The organism is Streptomyces sp. AC1-42W, from assembly GCF_003248355.1.
In the GTDB taxonomy this organism is placed as follows: domain Bacteria; phylum Actinomycetota; class Actinomycetes; order Streptomycetales; family Streptomycetaceae; genus Streptomyces.
In genome coordinates this window covers 773941-786916 of the sequence record NZ_QKWY01000002.1, presented here as the reverse complement: position 1 = coordinate 786916, position 12976 = coordinate 773941, and the positions used below count along the sequence as shown (strand labels likewise).

The 12976-nt window shown below is 71.3% G+C and carries 12 protein-coding genes and 2 pseudogenes; 7 read left to right on the top strand and 7 right to left on the bottom strand.

All coding sequences use genetic code 11. The annotated features are described in order from the left end of the window. Positions 1 to 59 precede the first annotated feature (59 nt). Positions 60 to 578 (top strand): GNAT family N-acetyltransferase, encoded by a 519-nt coding sequence (locus DNK56_RS21480; RefSeq protein ID WP_111337179.1) that lies wholly within the window; start codon positions 60 to 62, stop codon positions 576 to 578. An 18-nt stretch (positions 579 to 596) separates the two neighbouring features. Here DNK56_RS21480 and DNK56_RS21475 read toward each other — a convergent pair whose 3' ends face one another. The 3 genes and pseudogenes from DNK56_RS21475 to DNK56_RS21470 all read right to left on the bottom strand — a co-directional run bounded on the left by DNK56_RS21475 (position 597) and on the right by DNK56_RS21470 (position 3853). Further along, positions 597 to 2837, bottom strand: a complete 2241-nt coding sequence (locus DNK56_RS21475; protein WP_241990205.1) for a hypothetical protein — start codon at positions 2835 to 2837, stop codon at positions 597 to 599. Between the two features lie 132 nt (positions 2838 to 2969). Next, positions 2970 to 3014, bottom strand: a pseudogene (locus tag DNK56_RS36165) (hypothetical protein); the annotation flags it as partial. A 146-nt stretch (positions 3015 to 3160) separates the two neighbouring features. Further along, the gene (locus DNK56_RS21470; protein WP_111337175.1) at positions 3161 to 3853 is read right to left on the bottom strand and encodes a demethylmenaquinone methyltransferase; all 693 of its coding nucleotides are present in this window, start codon (positions 3851 to 3853) and stop codon (positions 3161 to 3163) included. Positions 3854 to 3992: 139 nt separating this feature from the next. Here DNK56_RS21470 and DNK56_RS21465 point away from each other — a divergent pair, with 139 nt between their 5' ends. From DNK56_RS21465 to DNK56_RS36825, 4 genes and pseudogenes are all read left to right on the top strand, one after another. Further along, on the top strand, positions 3993 to 4538 hold the full coding sequence (locus DNK56_RS21465) for a SigE family RNA polymerase sigma factor (protein WP_241990049.1): 546 nt from the start codon (positions 3993 to 3995) through the stop codon (positions 4536 to 4538). Positions 4539 to 4852: 314 nt separating this feature from the next. Continuing rightward, positions 4853 to 5386, top strand: a complete 534-nt coding sequence (locus DNK56_RS21460) for a hypothetical protein (RefSeq protein WP_146610444.1) — start codon at positions 4853 to 4855, stop codon at positions 5384 to 5386. A gap of 152 nt (positions 5387 to 5538) precedes the next feature. Next, positions 5539 to 6327: a DUF3152 domain-containing protein gene (locus DNK56_RS21455; protein ID WP_446750407.1), complete on the top strand. Its 789-nt coding sequence runs from the start codon at positions 5539 to 5541 to the stop codon at positions 6325 to 6327. Positions 6328 to 6569: 242 nt separating this feature from the next. Further along, positions 6570 to 7127 (top strand): annotated as a pseudogene (locus DNK56_RS36825) (DUF3152 domain-containing protein); the annotation flags it as partial. A gap of 44 nt (positions 7128 to 7171) precedes the next feature. Here the strand turns inward: DNK56_RS36825 and DNK56_RS21445 are convergent. The 4 genes from DNK56_RS21445 to DNK56_RS34770 are packed head-to-tail and all read right to left on the bottom strand — an operon-like array spanning position 7172 to position 11254. Continuing rightward, positions 7172 to 8425 (bottom strand): ABC transporter permease, encoded by a 1254-nt coding sequence (locus DNK56_RS21445; protein ID WP_111337167.1) that lies wholly within the window; start codon positions 8423 to 8425, stop codon positions 7172 to 7174. Beyond that, positions 8422 to 9129: an ABC transporter ATP-binding protein gene (locus DNK56_RS21440; RefSeq protein ID WP_111339454.1), complete on the bottom strand. Its 708-nt coding sequence runs from the start codon at positions 9127 to 9129 to the stop codon at positions 8422 to 8424. Before DNK56_RS21440 ends, DNK56_RS21445 begins: the two co-directional genes overlap by 4 nt. Positions 9130 to 9173: 44 nt before the next feature. Beyond that, a complete protein-coding gene (locus tag DNK56_RS21435; protein ID WP_241990048.1) occupies positions 9174 to 10667 on the bottom strand; it encodes a peptidoglycan-binding protein in 1494 nt (497 codons plus the stop codon). Continuing rightward, complete coding sequence (locus DNK56_RS34770; RefSeq protein WP_146610445.1) at positions 10664 to 11254, bottom strand: hypothetical protein; 591 nt, start codon at positions 11252 to 11254, stop codon at positions 10664 to 10666. The genes DNK56_RS21435 and DNK56_RS34770 overlap by 4 nt, the downstream gene beginning before the upstream one ends. A gap of 175 nt (positions 11255 to 11429) precedes the next feature. Between DNK56_RS34770 and DNK56_RS21425 the strand changes: the two genes are divergently transcribed. Both DNK56_RS21425 and DNK56_RS21420 read left to right on the top strand, forming a co-directional pair. Next, the gene (locus tag DNK56_RS21425; RefSeq protein ID WP_111337163.1) at positions 11430 to 11825 is read left to right on the top strand and encodes a hypothetical protein; all 396 of its coding nucleotides are present in this window, start codon (positions 11430 to 11432) and stop codon (positions 11823 to 11825) included. Between the two features lie 141 nt (positions 11826 to 11966). Next, a complete protein-coding gene (locus tag DNK56_RS21420; protein WP_111337161.1) occupies positions 11967 to 12926 on the top strand; it encodes a hypothetical protein in 960 nt (319 codons plus the stop codon). Positions 12927 to 12976 lie beyond the last annotated feature (50 nt).

Here is a 12976-nt window from a genome sequence, read left to right as displayed (position 1 = left end):
GGCACAGGTCCAAGGCAGTCTATGGGGGCCTGCTGATCAACCCTCCGAAGGGCTGCCTCATGTCAATCGCGCCTGCCGCACCCCCCGTCGTACAGCTGCGTGTCCCGACCGACGAGGACGCGGTGGCCTGGCACCGCGTGTTCGACGACCCGGAGGTCATGCGGTTCTTCGGCGGCCGGTCGGACGAACTGTCGATGTACGAGGAGTGGACCGCCCGTCAGCGCAGACATGACGCCGAACTCGGCTACTGCCTGTGGACCGTGCTCGACGGGGACGGCACGGTCATCGGCTTCACCGGCGCGCAGCCGTGGGGTCCGACCGGCTACGGCCCGGTGGGCGAGACCGAGATCGGCTGGCGGCTGACCCGGTCGGCCTGGGGCCGGGGTTACGCGACCGCCGCCGCGCTCCTGACCCTGGAGCGGCTGCGCGCGGCCGGGGTGGAGCGGGTGGTGGCGGCGGTGGACGTGCTCAACGACCGGTCGGCCGCGGTGTGCCGCCGGCTGGGCATGGAGCCGGCCGAGACGTTCACGACGCCGCGGCCGGGCCAGGAGGTGCGGTGCTTCCGGCTGGAGCTGTGAGACGCGGACCGGCCGGTCTCAGTCGACGTCGTTGAGCATCCACGTGGACAGGGCGGTGTCGAAGATCTCGCGGGCACCGGCCCAGTCCATGTCCCGCTGGGTGACGTAGACGGCGTACTCGGTGCCGTCCTCGGCGATGTAGCTCTGGTCGACGGCCCGGATCGTGACGCCGTCCTTGTTCTCGTAGGTGTACTCCCACCGGGCGCCCGGCCGGCCCTGGAAGGTGTTGGCCGTCAGCTCGATCCGCCGGTAGTTCCGCTGGTTGGCGTCGGCGGTCTTCTCCAGCGTCTTGAAGTTCTCGTACGAGGTGTACGGGGCGTTCGCGATGACCCCCACCTTCAGCAGGAGTTCGTTGCCGGCCTCGTTGGCGTACGTGACCTGGTGGTTCTCCTCGCCCAGCCGCTCCCAGTTCTCCGGCACGGCGAGCGCGAAGCCGGCGGTGTCGGCGACGAGCCGGTAGCCGTCGGGGACCACGGGCGCGGAGGGGGTGGCGTCGGTGCCGGTGTCCGTCTCCGTGTTCGCGGGCTCCCCGGCCTGGTCCTGGGCCGGGGTGGCCCGCTTCTTCGTGGCGTCCTGGGCGGTGTTCTCCGAGGCGGCCGGCGCGTCGTCCGGCCGGTCGAGCAGCGCGAGGGTGCCGGCGGTGGCCCCGCCGCCGAGGACCAGGGCGGCGACCAGCGTGAGCGCCCAGACGAAGGCGGGCCGCCGGCGCCGGGGGGCGGCCGGCTGCTCGGGGGCCTGCGCCGCGCTCAGCGTCTGTGTCTCGCTCGGCGTCTGTGCGTCGTGCTGTGCCTGTGCCTCGTTCTGCGCCTGTGCCTCGTGCTGCGCCTGGCCCGGTGACTGCCGGCCCGGTGCCGGGTTGTACGGCGCGGGCGGGGTGTACGGGCCCGGCGGGGTGTACGGGCCGGGGTTCGGGCCGTACGGGTTCGGGCCGCCCGGCTGGTACGGGCCCTGGGGACCGTACGGGCTCGGCGGCGCCGGGTAGGCGGGGGCGCCGCCGCCGGGGCCGCCGCCCATCCGGGCCAGGTACGGGGCGACGAGGATCGCGCCGCCCACCCACAGCAGCCCGAACAGCAGCGCGTCGGCGACGCTGGGCGCGATCTCCGCGATACCCCGGCCGTTGAGGTCGGACACGCTGCCGGTGTACTCCACGGACACGCCGGTGATGCCGGTCAGCGCCAGGTATCCGAGGAGGAAGAGGCCGCCCGCGGTGACCTGTTCGCGCCGGTCGGCGGAGCGGCGTCCGGCGAGGAAGCCCACGATGAGGGCGCTGACGACACCGGCGGCGAGCGCGCCGACCACGGCCCAGTCGTTGTACGCGTCGCCCAGTTCGCCGAGGCCGAACGAGCCGTGCTCCGAGCCGCCGCCGATGAAGTTGGTCTGCCCGCGCAGGTCGTACTCCACGGAGCCGCCCCAGCAGACGGAGAGGACGGTCAGCGCGATGTTGGGCAGCACCGCCAGGGCGACCAGCATCGCGGTGCCGTCGGCGTCGCTCTCGACGCAGTAGGTGATATAGCCGATGAGGCCGCACAGGAGCAGGACGAACCCGAGCGCGCGGACGGCCGTTCCGGCGGCCCGGACCAGGGCGAGCGTGCCCGGCCGCTGGGCCAGCCAGGCCGCGGCGGCGTCGCGTTGCAGGACGGCGCAGGTGGTGACGAGGGCGATGGCGAGGGCGCCGAGGGCCGCGAGGACCGGCGAGGAGTGCACCGAGACGTCCTCGATCTCGGGCTGCGCGTAGAGCCCGAGGACCAGGACGGCCGCGGCGGACAGGACGCCGACGCGGACGCCCGCGTCGAGCCCGGCGCCCTGCCGGCGCAGGCCCCGGGCGCCGAGGATCATGGCGCCGATCCACAGAACGGTGACAGTGAGCGGGACGAGCGAGAGCGTCATCTGGCCCTGCCCGCCCGGGTCGAAGTCCCCGTAACCGTTCTCGTAGGGCGAGCCGCCCCGGTAGCCGCCGTCGTTCATGCCACCGGGCGAGGCGGCGCGTATGTCGAAGCCGCCGCCGAACGCCTGGAGCAGCATCGCCAGCGCGACCCGGAGCCGGTCGCTCCAGCCGACGACGACCTCGTCGTCCTGCCCGTAGTTCGGGATGGCGAGGGCCACGGCGAGCGCCACGACCAGTCCGGTGGGCCAGGCGGCGGCCTTGAGCGAACCCGCCCAGTCGCCGCGCATGACCCGCCCGAAGAACACCGCGGCCGGCGAGGGCCCGGCCGGCACCGGCGCGTAACCGGGCGGTGGCGGCGCGGAGGGCCGCGTCATGTACGCCGGCATGGCCGGTGGCTGCGGGGGCTCGGCGGAGGGCGCCCCGGCGGGTGGCGGCGGCCCGGCCGGTTGCGGAGGAGCGGTGGGCGCGGCGGGCCGCTCCCGCCCGCACTTCATACAGAAGCGCGCCTCGTCCGGCGCCTGGGTTCCACAGAAGGGGCAGTACGACGACATGAGGGCTCCGCAGCGGTACGGGGACGAGCGGGGACGCTGACACGGCGAAACGGGGATGACGCGCGGTGTCAACGACACATCCTCCCCGCCCACCGGTTCCCGTCAACTCGGAATCCGAGCAACCGCTTTCACCCGGCGTGCCAGGCTCAGACGCGCACGCCCCGGTGCAGGGCCACCACGCCGCCCGTGAGGTTGCGCCAGGCGACCTCGGACCAGCCGGCCCGCTGGAGCTTCTTCGCCAGACCGGGCTGGTCGGGCCAGGCGCGGATGGACTCGGCGAGGTAGACGTAGGCGTCGGGGTTGGAGGAGACCGCGCGGGCCACCGGGGGGAGCGCCCGCATCAGGTACTCGATGTACACCGTGCGGAACGGGGTCCAGACGGGCTGGGAGAACTCGCAGATGACGATCCGGCCGCCCGGCTTGGTGACCCGGTGCAGTTCGCGCAGGGCCGCGTCCGTGTCCTGGACGTTGCGCAGGCCGAAGGAGATGGTCACCGCGTCGAAGACCTCGTCGCGGAAGGGCAGTTTCGTGGCGTCGCCGCCGGTGAAGGGCAGCCAGGAGTGGCGCTTCTTGCCCTCGCGGAGCATGCCGATGGAGAAGTCGCACGGCACGACGTACGCGCCGGTCGCGGCGAACGGCAGCGAGGACGTCGCCGTACCGGCCGCCAGGTCGAGGATCTTCTCGGCGGGCCGGGCGTTCACCGCCTTGGCGACCTCCTTGCGCCACAGCCGGTCCTGGCCGAGCGAGAGCACGTCGTTGGTGAGGTCGTAGTTCGCCGCCACGTCGTCGAACATCGAGGCGACTTCGTGCGGCTGCTTGTCCAGGGATGCTCGGGTCACTCCCCCATTCAAGCAGCCCGGTCCGCGCGGTAGCGGGACCGGCCCCGCCCTGAGAACTCCCGGAACTCGTTCTCAACCTTTTCCGCGGAAGGCTGCTCTGAAGTGGTGACACAGGACATGCGAGTGGAAGGGGGTGCGGATGCCGGCGGACCCAGGAACCGGGCCCGGCCACGGGGTCACCGACCCCGGCGACATGAGCTTCGAGGCCTACGCGCGCGTAGGCCAGCGGCGCATCTACCGGACGGCCTATCTGTTGTGCGGTGACCCCGAAGGAGCACGGGACCTGACCCAGACCACCCTGGCCAAACTCTTCCAGTACTGGCGCCGCGCCGGCGCCGCCGACAACATCGACGCCTATGCCAAAACGGTGCTGGTCCGCACCTACGTGGCCGAACGCCGACGCAGTCTGCGTGACCTGCTGGCCCACACCCGCAGCGCGCCACTCGCCCAGGACCCCCCGTCCGCCGCCGCCGACCTGCGGGTCACACTGCTCGCTCTGCTCGACGAACTCCCACCGAAGGCGAGAGCCATCGTCGTCCTTCGCTACTGGGATGACATGAGCGTCAGCGCGGTGGCCTCCCTTCTCCGGTGCAGCGAGTCCACCGTCAAGAGCCAGTGCTCACGCTCCCTGGCCAGGCTGCGTGCCCGGCTCGGCGACGCCCATCTCTACGCCACCGGGAGCTGACCGCGATCATGGATGCCGATCTGTCCGCTGCCAGGCAGCACGAAGAAGACGTACTCAGGGATGCGATGGGCCAAGCGGCGGACGCGCTGCCGCCACTCCCCGACCTGGTGCCGACCGCGCTGAGCCTGGGCCGGCGTCGAAAGGCCAGGGCCAGACGCGCGATGGCCGGAAGCGTCTTCGGTGTGGTGACGGCCGTGGCCCTGGGCCTGTCCATACAGCGTCCATGGTCCGGACCGGACACGGACGCGCCCCCCGCGCAACCGCCCGTGTCCGCATCCCCCTCCCCGGCCACCCCGGAGCGTGCTCCCGTGCACGTGGAACCCGCGCCGGGCCAGACCTTCCCCAATGCCCGGCTGCCCAAGGCCGAACGCGCACGGCAGGACGCCTTCCAGCAGAAGGTCGCCGTGGCGCTGGACGACGCGCTCCCTGCCTCGGTCGGCACCATCCGCCCGCAGGACAACGACGTCCGCTACTACCGGGGGGAGACGGCGGAAAGGACCATCACGGTGGTCTTCAGTGTGCGGTCCCGTCCAGGGGCCGTCCCCGAATCCTGTGAGGACGAGCCGCGCAAGCACGCGACGTGCGAACTGGTCTCGCTGGAAGACGGCTCACCGGCCCACGTTCGACAACTGCCCTCGAACGCGCACGGCGCCACGGAGATCTCGCTCGAGTTCCGGTTCGGCAGGAGTGACGTGTCCCTGACCGTATCGCCCGACAGCTCTTCCGCCGCTCCCGCCCCCGTCACTCCCTCCGAGCTGGTGAGAGCGGTGGGCGACCGGCGGATCCGAAAACTGATGACGTATGCCGACGAACATCCTGTACTGAAAGACGGTGGGTCCTCCGAATGAACGCGGAGCAGCACGGACGAGGCATATCGCGCCGCGGCCGCGGGGGTCGGCCCTCGCACAGCGCTCATCCGGACCGGCACACCGGACGCGGGCAGACACGCCGGCAGTCCCGGGCGCGCAGAAGGCGCAGGCAGGGACGCCGGGCGCTCCTCGTGTCGCTGCTTCTCGCCGCCGCGGTCACCGCGACGTACCTCGTCGTCACGACCCCCTGGGAGAGCGCGAGCCCCGCCGCGGCCGCCGACCGTCAGCAGGCGAGCGCCACACGACCCACCGACGCGCCCCCCACACCGTCACCCTCGCCGGACGTGACGGCCTCTGCCACCTCGTCCACCTCCCCCGGGGCCTCTCCCACCACCCGGACGACCAAGTCGGCGCCCCCCGTCATCCCCGCGTCCGGCCCCGGTACGTTCACCGTCGCCCGCGCCGGCGCGTCGTCCGGCGGCGGGAACGCCTACCGGGTCGAAGTGGAGGACGGTTCCCACGTCGACCCCGATGAGGCGGCCGCGCGGGTGGCCGACATCCTGGCCGCACCGCGCGGCTGGGCGCACAACGGGGAGCACACCTTCCGCCAGGTCTCCGAAGGTCCGGCGGGACTGGTCATAAAGATCGCCACTGCGGCGACCACCGACCGGATCTGCGGGGAACACCACCTCGACACCCACGGCGAGGTGAACTGCCGGGTGGACGAGGTGGTGATGGTCAACCTCAAGCGCTGGCAGACGGGTTCACCGAAGTTCGACGGGCCGCTGGACGACTACCGCGCCCTGATCATCAACCACGAGGTCGGCCACTGGCTCGGCCACGGCCACGAGACCTGCCCCGGCAAGGGCCGCCCGGCGCCCGCGATGATGCAGCAGATCTACGGGCTCAAGGGCTGCGTGGCCAACGCCTGGCCGTACGACGAAAACGGGGCATACCTGGGCGGACCAGCGGTGCCGTAACGATTCTTCAGTGGTCGGCGAACCCACTCATATGGATGTGGACTAAACCAATCGCTCCGCTCACCGGTCCTACAGCGGGGGACGGAACCGCCGATCACTGGGGAGGGGCACCGATGCCCGATGGGACACGGCGCCGGGGCGAGCGGGGGGTCGGCGGCCGGAGCCGGCTGCCGGCACTGACGGTCGTCCCGGTCGTCCTGGTGGCCGTCGTCGTCGCCGGTCTCCGCTGGAACAGCACGCACGGGCCCGGCTCCACGCCCACCTTCACCGTGGCGCGGGCCGCCGCCACCGAGGGCGGCCGGGGCCATGCCTACCGGGTGGAGGTGGAGGACGGTTCCGGGGTCGACGCGGACAAGGCCGCCTCCGTCGTCGCGCGCGTCCTGGCCGCGCCGAGGGGCTGGGCGCACCGCGGCGAGCAGACCTTCCGGCAGGTCGCGGACGGCCCGGCCGGGCTGGTCATACGGATCGCCACCCCACAGACCACGGACCGGATCTGCGGCAAGAGCGGGCTCGACACGCACGGCGAGGTCAACTGCCGGGTCGGCACCGATGTGATAGTCAACCTCAAGCGCTGGCAGACGGGTTCGCCGGAGTTCGACGGACCGCTCGGCGAGTACCGGGCGCTGATCATCAACCACGAGGTCGGCCACTGGCTCGGCCACGGCCACGAGACCTGCCCCGGCAAGGGCCGCCCGGCGCCCGCGATGATGCAGCAGATCGACGGCCTCAAGGGCTGCGTCGCCAACGCCTGGCCGTACGACTCCGACGGCGCCTACCTCGGCGGGCCGCCCGTTTCCTGAGGAACCGTCCCGCCCCGGGACCGGAACGTCCGAGGCGGGGCGGTTCAGCGCCGGAGCGCCTCGGCGGGCTCGACGCGGGCCGCCCGCCACGCCGGGTACAGCCCGGCCACGACACCGGTGACCAGTCCGATGACAGGCGCCGCCGCAACCGTGCCGGGGTGGATCACCGGGGTCCAGTCCCGGATCACCGCGACCGTCACCACGGTCAGGGTGCCCAGGGATGTCCCGATCAGGCCGCCGAGGGCGCCCAGTGCCCCGGACTCCGCGAGGAACTGTGCGGTGATGTGCCTGCCGCGTGCCCCGAGCGCACGTCTCAGCCCGATCTCCCCCGTCCGTTCCAGGACGGCCACCAGGGTGGTGTTGGCGATGCCCACGGCTCCGATGACCAAGCAGATCCCGGCCAGTACGAGGAAGAGTTGGTCGAGGTCGGACGTCACGTTTGTCCGCAACGTCTTCGGGTCGGGGGGTGCCACCGCCTTGAGGTACTCGGGGTGGTCCGGCCGTAATGCGGTGGGGGCCAGCCGCGCCACCTGCTGGGCGGCACCCAGATCGGTCGCGATGAGCATCCGGCTGCCGGACTCCTTCGGCGGCCCCCAGACGTCTTCGGCCGTGGTGCGGGGGACGAGGACGGACATCAGCAGGTCCGACTTGCGCTTGACGTTGCCGATGATCCCGATCACGGTGAACGGCTCGTCCCCGATGAAGACAGCGGGCCGGGTCTCCAGGGTGGTGATGCCCAGGCGCGCCGCGGTGGAGGCCCCGAGCACCGCGACGCGTTCCCTGGCGCGGGAGTGGTAGTCGTCGTAGAGCCTGCCCTGCGTGAGCGTCGGGCCGGCCGCGGCCAGGGCCCCCGGCGAAGCCGCCACCACATCGGTCTTCCCGCCCTCCGCACCGGCTCCGACCGGTGCGGAGCGGACCGCCTCCCCCGCGTCAAGGCGCACGGAGTAGTAGACGCCGGCGTGCTGGACGCCGCCGAGGCGTTCCACCCGCACGTCAGCGTCTGCGGGAAAGCCGGGGCCGGCGAACTCGTTGGTGTCGACGGCGACGTCCTCGACCTCCACCTCGGTGGCGCTGAGCACGTTGAAGCGGGCATCGATCTGCGAGGAGGTCGTCGCAGTCAGCCCGAGGACGGCGACGAAGGTGCCGACCCCGAGCACGGTCCCGAGGGCGGTGAGGGCCGAGCGCGCAGGACGCTGAAGCACACCGGCGAGCGACTCGGCGAGGGCGTCCCGCGGGGTGAACCGGGATGGTTCCACGGCACTTCCCGAGGTCCTCCTCCGGCCGGACGGGCGCCTCATGCGGTGGCCGCCCTCTCATGAAGGCGGCCGTCCCGGATGGTCAGCGTCCGGTTTCCCCGGGCAGCGACGTCCGGGTCATGGGTGATGACGAGGACGGTCATGCCGCCGGCGTGCAGTTCGTCGAGGAGCGTGAGGACCGTCTCCGCGTTGACGGAGTCGAGGTTTCCGGTCGGCTCGTCGCACAGCAGCAGTGAGGGACGCGCCACCAGGGCCCGGGCGATGGCGACCCGTTGGCGCTCACCGCCGGACAGGCGCGTCGGCAGGGCACCGACGCGGTGGCCGAGACCGACACGTTCCAGCGCCTCGCGGGCCAGACCCGTACGGTCGCGGCGGCGGAAGCCGTTGTAGAGCATGGCGAGGGTCACGTTCTCCAGGGCCGAGCGGTGCGGCAGTAGATGGAACGATTGGAAGACGAAGCCGATACGGCGGCCCCGCAGGGCAGTGCGATCCCCGTCCTTCAGCGCACCCGTGTCGATGCCGTCCAGCAGATACGCACCGGACGTCGGCACGTCCAGCAGCCCCGCGATGTTGAGGAACGTCGACTTGCCGGAGCCCGACGGACCGACGACGGTCACGAACTCGCCCCGCTCGATCCGCAGATCGCAGGGTTCGAGTGCGGGAACCGGCGGGGGGCCCGGGTACGTGAGACCGGCCCGGCGGAACTCGATGACGGGGTGCGCGGCAGTGCCGTCCGACGCGCCCACGGAAGCCGGGCCCGTCTCCGGCGCGGCGCCGGGCGGGAGGCGGATCACTGGCCCGTCTCCGCGCCGTCCGCGGGGGCGCCCGGATTGACGCCCGTCACGACGTTGTCTCCCTCCTTCACCCCGCCCGGGGTGACGGGTTTGATCTCCACGTACCCGTCGCCGCTGGTGCCTGGACGCACTTCGACCTGCCTGCGGCCCGAGCCGTTGACGACGGTGACCGTGGTCCGTCCGTCCGCACCGGCCGAGACCGCGCTGACCGGAACCACGAGAGCGGCACCGTCCGTGGCAGCCGCCTCGATGGTCAGCCGCACGTCCTGGCCGACCAGTTCGCCGCTGAGCGGCTTGTCGGGGCGGACCACCATCGCGTAGCCGCGTTCGCCCGCCTGTCCCTGCGTCCGACCTCCCGAAGCGGATCCGTCCACCGGGCCGGCGGCGGGCGGCCGGGACATGCTGGAGGCCACCGTCAGCACCTTCGCCGAGGCCGTGACCCCGCTTACCTCCGAGAGGATCTGCACCTTCTGACCGGCACGGACCAGCCCCTTCTGCTGCTCCTGCAGTTGGGCGCGTACCACGAGGGCCCCGGCCGAGACCGTCATGACGGCACCCGTCACCTGGGATCCCGTACGAGCCTGCACGGAGTCCACCCGGGCGGGGAAGCCGTCCAGGAACACCACCTCGCCCGCCGGCAGCATCGGCCCGGCGGACGCGCGGGCTTCGGTGAGCTTGGCCCGTGCCCTGGTGAGGTCTTCCCGGGCCCGCTTCAGGGAGCGGTCGGACCCACCGGTGGAGCCGACGCCCTTCGCCGCCCCGTTCGCGTCCACCCCGCCGTCCTCGCCCTTCGCTTCGCCCCCGGCGCCATCGGCGGCCGCGTCCTCGGCGTCCTCAACCGCACGCTGTGCGTTCGTCACCGCCTCCTCCGCCGCCGTCACGGACGCGCCGCCGTCCGCGATCGCGGGAAGCGGGTCGTAGCCGATCGACGTGTAGAACGCGGTGAGCGCCGCCTTGGTACCCGCTCCGAAAGTGCCCGGGCGGTCGGAGCCCACCGCGTGTCCCCGCGAGGCGAGAGCACGTTGCAGTTGCTTGACGTCTTCGCCCGTGGCGCCGGGCTTCAAATCGCGGTAGACGGGCAGCCTGCCGGGCAGAACGAACACCGGCCGCCCAGAGACCTCCAGCAGGACCCGCCCGGGGGTGATCCGGTCACCGGCGGCCAACGGCATCTTGGTGACGACGGGAGTACCCGATCCCTCGGCTCCCGCCACAGGGGTCACCTGCACGGTCTGTGCGGCGGTGGCCGTTCCCCGCACGATGACCGTGTCCTTCAGCACCCGCTTCTCGACTCTGGCCACCAGCACGTCCATCGGCGGCGGCCCCGCGTCGGCGGCCACCTGTCCGGGAGACTTGATCAACTGGGACGCGGCTATACCGGCGCCGGACAGGACCACCGCGCCGGCCACGACCAGGGCCACCCAGCGTCGCCGCTTCGTCAGCGCCGAACCGACCGGCTGCTCCGGTGGCCGGGACTGCCCCGGCTCCGTCATCCGCCGACCGTGCCGTTGGTCTTGCTCCGGTCCTCACCACCGCACTTCTTCAAGGCCGCCATCGCCTTCGGTGAGCTCTTCAAGTCCAGGTCCTCGACATCGACCTCACCGGTCTTCGGGTCGGGGTCGGGAAAGTCGTCGACACCGTTCCTCCGCATGCAATCGGTGAGTTCCTGTGCGTGGGCGAGCTCCGAGGCGTCGGCGTCGGGCACGACCAGTCTGTCCGCGCAGTCCTTCTCCGCCTGCTTCACCTTCGCCGGATCGGCCTTCGCCTCGTCCACCACGGGGACCCCCGAATCGGTGTCCCGCATGGGGAGCCCCTTCTCACCGAGGCAGGCGAAATAGTCGGCCTGCTGAGGGTCGGCCGCATCCTTCTTCGTCTCGGCGGGCCCGGGGGCAGAGGACTTCGCGGCGGGGGCGTCACCGCCGTCCGACCCGCCGGAGCATCCGGTAAGGACCAGGGCAAGCGTGAACAGAGCCGGGGCAGCAGCCGTCCGGACTCGTCGAGGAAACACAGAGAGAACTCCTTCGCGATGCTCCCGCCGCGCACCGGCTCCGGAGCAAGGCGCGGACCGGTCCCGCACCATTCCGTCACGGTAATCCACGCGCCGCCGGCAGCACACTGGCCCAATGGACAGTGGTAGCAGGCGAGTTGTTGCTGATTCACTGTCCGGCGGCCCGAGCCGGAGGACGTCGGACCCTCCGGCCGGGCCGGTCCGACGACCACGCCCGCAGTTCCGTACACACCGAAAGGGCTGTCTCTTGAACACTCGCAGACTCCTGCGCGCCGCCGCCGCGGCCGGCATCGTCGTCTCCGCCGTCGCCATGGGTACCGGCAGCGCCGGTGCCGCGGAGAAGGACGGCTGGCTCACCAGTGGCGAGTTCGGCCTGTTCTGCTTCCAGAACCAGGGGAACTCCGTCTTCGACCTCTACCTCCACGACGACAACTTCTCGAACGACTACTTCAAGGGCTCCCAGAGCTGCGCCGGTCACACGACCAACGACTGGACCGAGTCCTACCTGAACCTGGACACCTACGAGTGGAGTGTGCACACCGACTCCAACGGCAACGGCACCGACGGCTTCATCCCCGCCGGCTACCGCGGCGACGCCTCGTCCAATTTCCGGAACACCATCTCGTCGGCATACCTCAACTGACACCGGCCCGCACGGCATCCCGTGCGACCGACCAGCACAGCCACAGGCCGGCCGCCGGAACAACGCACACTGCTCCGCCCGTAAGCGCCGGGCGGAGCAGTGTGGTCGAGGAACACTACCCCGCTTTCCCACGGAGCCACCATGCCCTCGCAACGCCACCGCCCGACCGCCCGCCTGGGCATGGCGACCGCCGTCCTCGTACTCGCCCTCACGTCCTGCTCGTCGTCCGACGGGAAGGCCGACGACACCGCGAAGGAGCCGCCGGTCGGCAACGTGCCGGCTCTCCTGGACAGCACCTCCCTCCGCTTCCCCCTCGACGTGTACATGCCCACCGCTCAGCAGCGCGGGACGCTCAATGAGGCTCAGGACATGCTCATCGATCAGTGCATGAAGCGTTACGGGTACCGCTTCGCCGTACGCAAGCAGGGGCGCAGCAGCGGTGACAACGCAAGGCGGTACGGGGTCAGCAGCGCCGCAGCCGCCGAGCGGGACGGCTACGACAACCCCGAGGTGAACAAGACCGAGCAGAAGCCGGCACAGCAGGCCCTCGGCCCCAACGAGAAGCTGGTACTCAACGGCAAGGACAAGGTCAATCCCTCGGACCCGGTCCCGATGAGCCAGGAGGAGGCCGAGCAGACCGGCAAGGGGGCGATCACCGTCGGCGGGCAGAAGGTACCCGCAGGCGGCTGCCTGCGCGAGGGGTACCTCAAGCTCTACGCGCCGAAGAAGGACTCCGTGGACATCATGGTCCCGCAGAACTTCGGCTTCGACGCCTACAGCCGCTCCCGCGAGGACAGCCGGGTACGCAAGGCGATCAAGGCGTGGTCGGCCTGTATGAAGAAGCACGGCTACACGACGGACGATCCGGTGAGCCCTCAGGACGACCTCGGGTTCGACGACGGTGCGCTGGGCTCGCCGAAGGCGATGACCGCGGCCCGCCAGGACGTGTCCTGCAAGAGGAAAACCAATCTGGTCGGAATCTGGTTCACCGTCGAGACCGCTTATCAGAAGCGTCTGATCGAGCAGAACGCAGAGACGCTCGACTCCGTCAAGAAGCAATTGGATGCCCGGCTTCGGCTCGCCGCGCAGCTCACCTCATGAAGACAGCACCACCCATTCGGCACACTTCCAAGACCCCGGAAAGAGGAGAT

What these genes read in the sequence shown, in the direction of transcription:
- DNK56_RS34770 (WP_146610445.1), bottom strand. Translation starts at nt 11,254, where the DNA reads ATGGTGCGGGACCGGTCCGCGCCTTGCTCCGGAGCCGGTGCGCGGCGG.
- DNK56_RS21475 (WP_241990205.1), bottom strand. Translation starts at nt 2,837, where the DNA reads ATGACGCGGCCCTCCGCGCCGCCACCGCCCGGTTACGCGCCGGTGCCG.
- DNK56_RS21435 (WP_241990048.1), bottom strand. Translation starts at nt 10,667, where the DNA reads ATGACGGAGCCGGGGCAGTCCCGGCCACCGGAGCAGCCGGTCGGTTCG.
- DNK56_RS21465 (WP_241990049.1), top strand. Translation starts at nt 3,993, where the DNA reads ATGCCGGCGGACCCAGGAACCGGGCCCGGCCACGGGGTCACCGACCCC.
- DNK56_RS21445 (WP_111337167.1), bottom strand. Translation starts at nt 8,425, where the DNA reads ATGAGGCGCCCGTCCGGCCGGAGGAGGACCTCGGGAAGTGCCGTGGAA.
- DNK56_RS21420 (WP_111337161.1), top strand. Translation starts at nt 11,967, where the DNA reads ATGCCCTCGCAACGCCACCGCCCGACCGCCCGCCTGGGCATGGCGACC.
- DNK56_RS21480 (WP_111337179.1), top strand. Translation starts at nt 60, where the DNA reads ATGTCAATCGCGCCTGCCGCACCCCCCGTCGTACAGCTGCGTGTCCCG.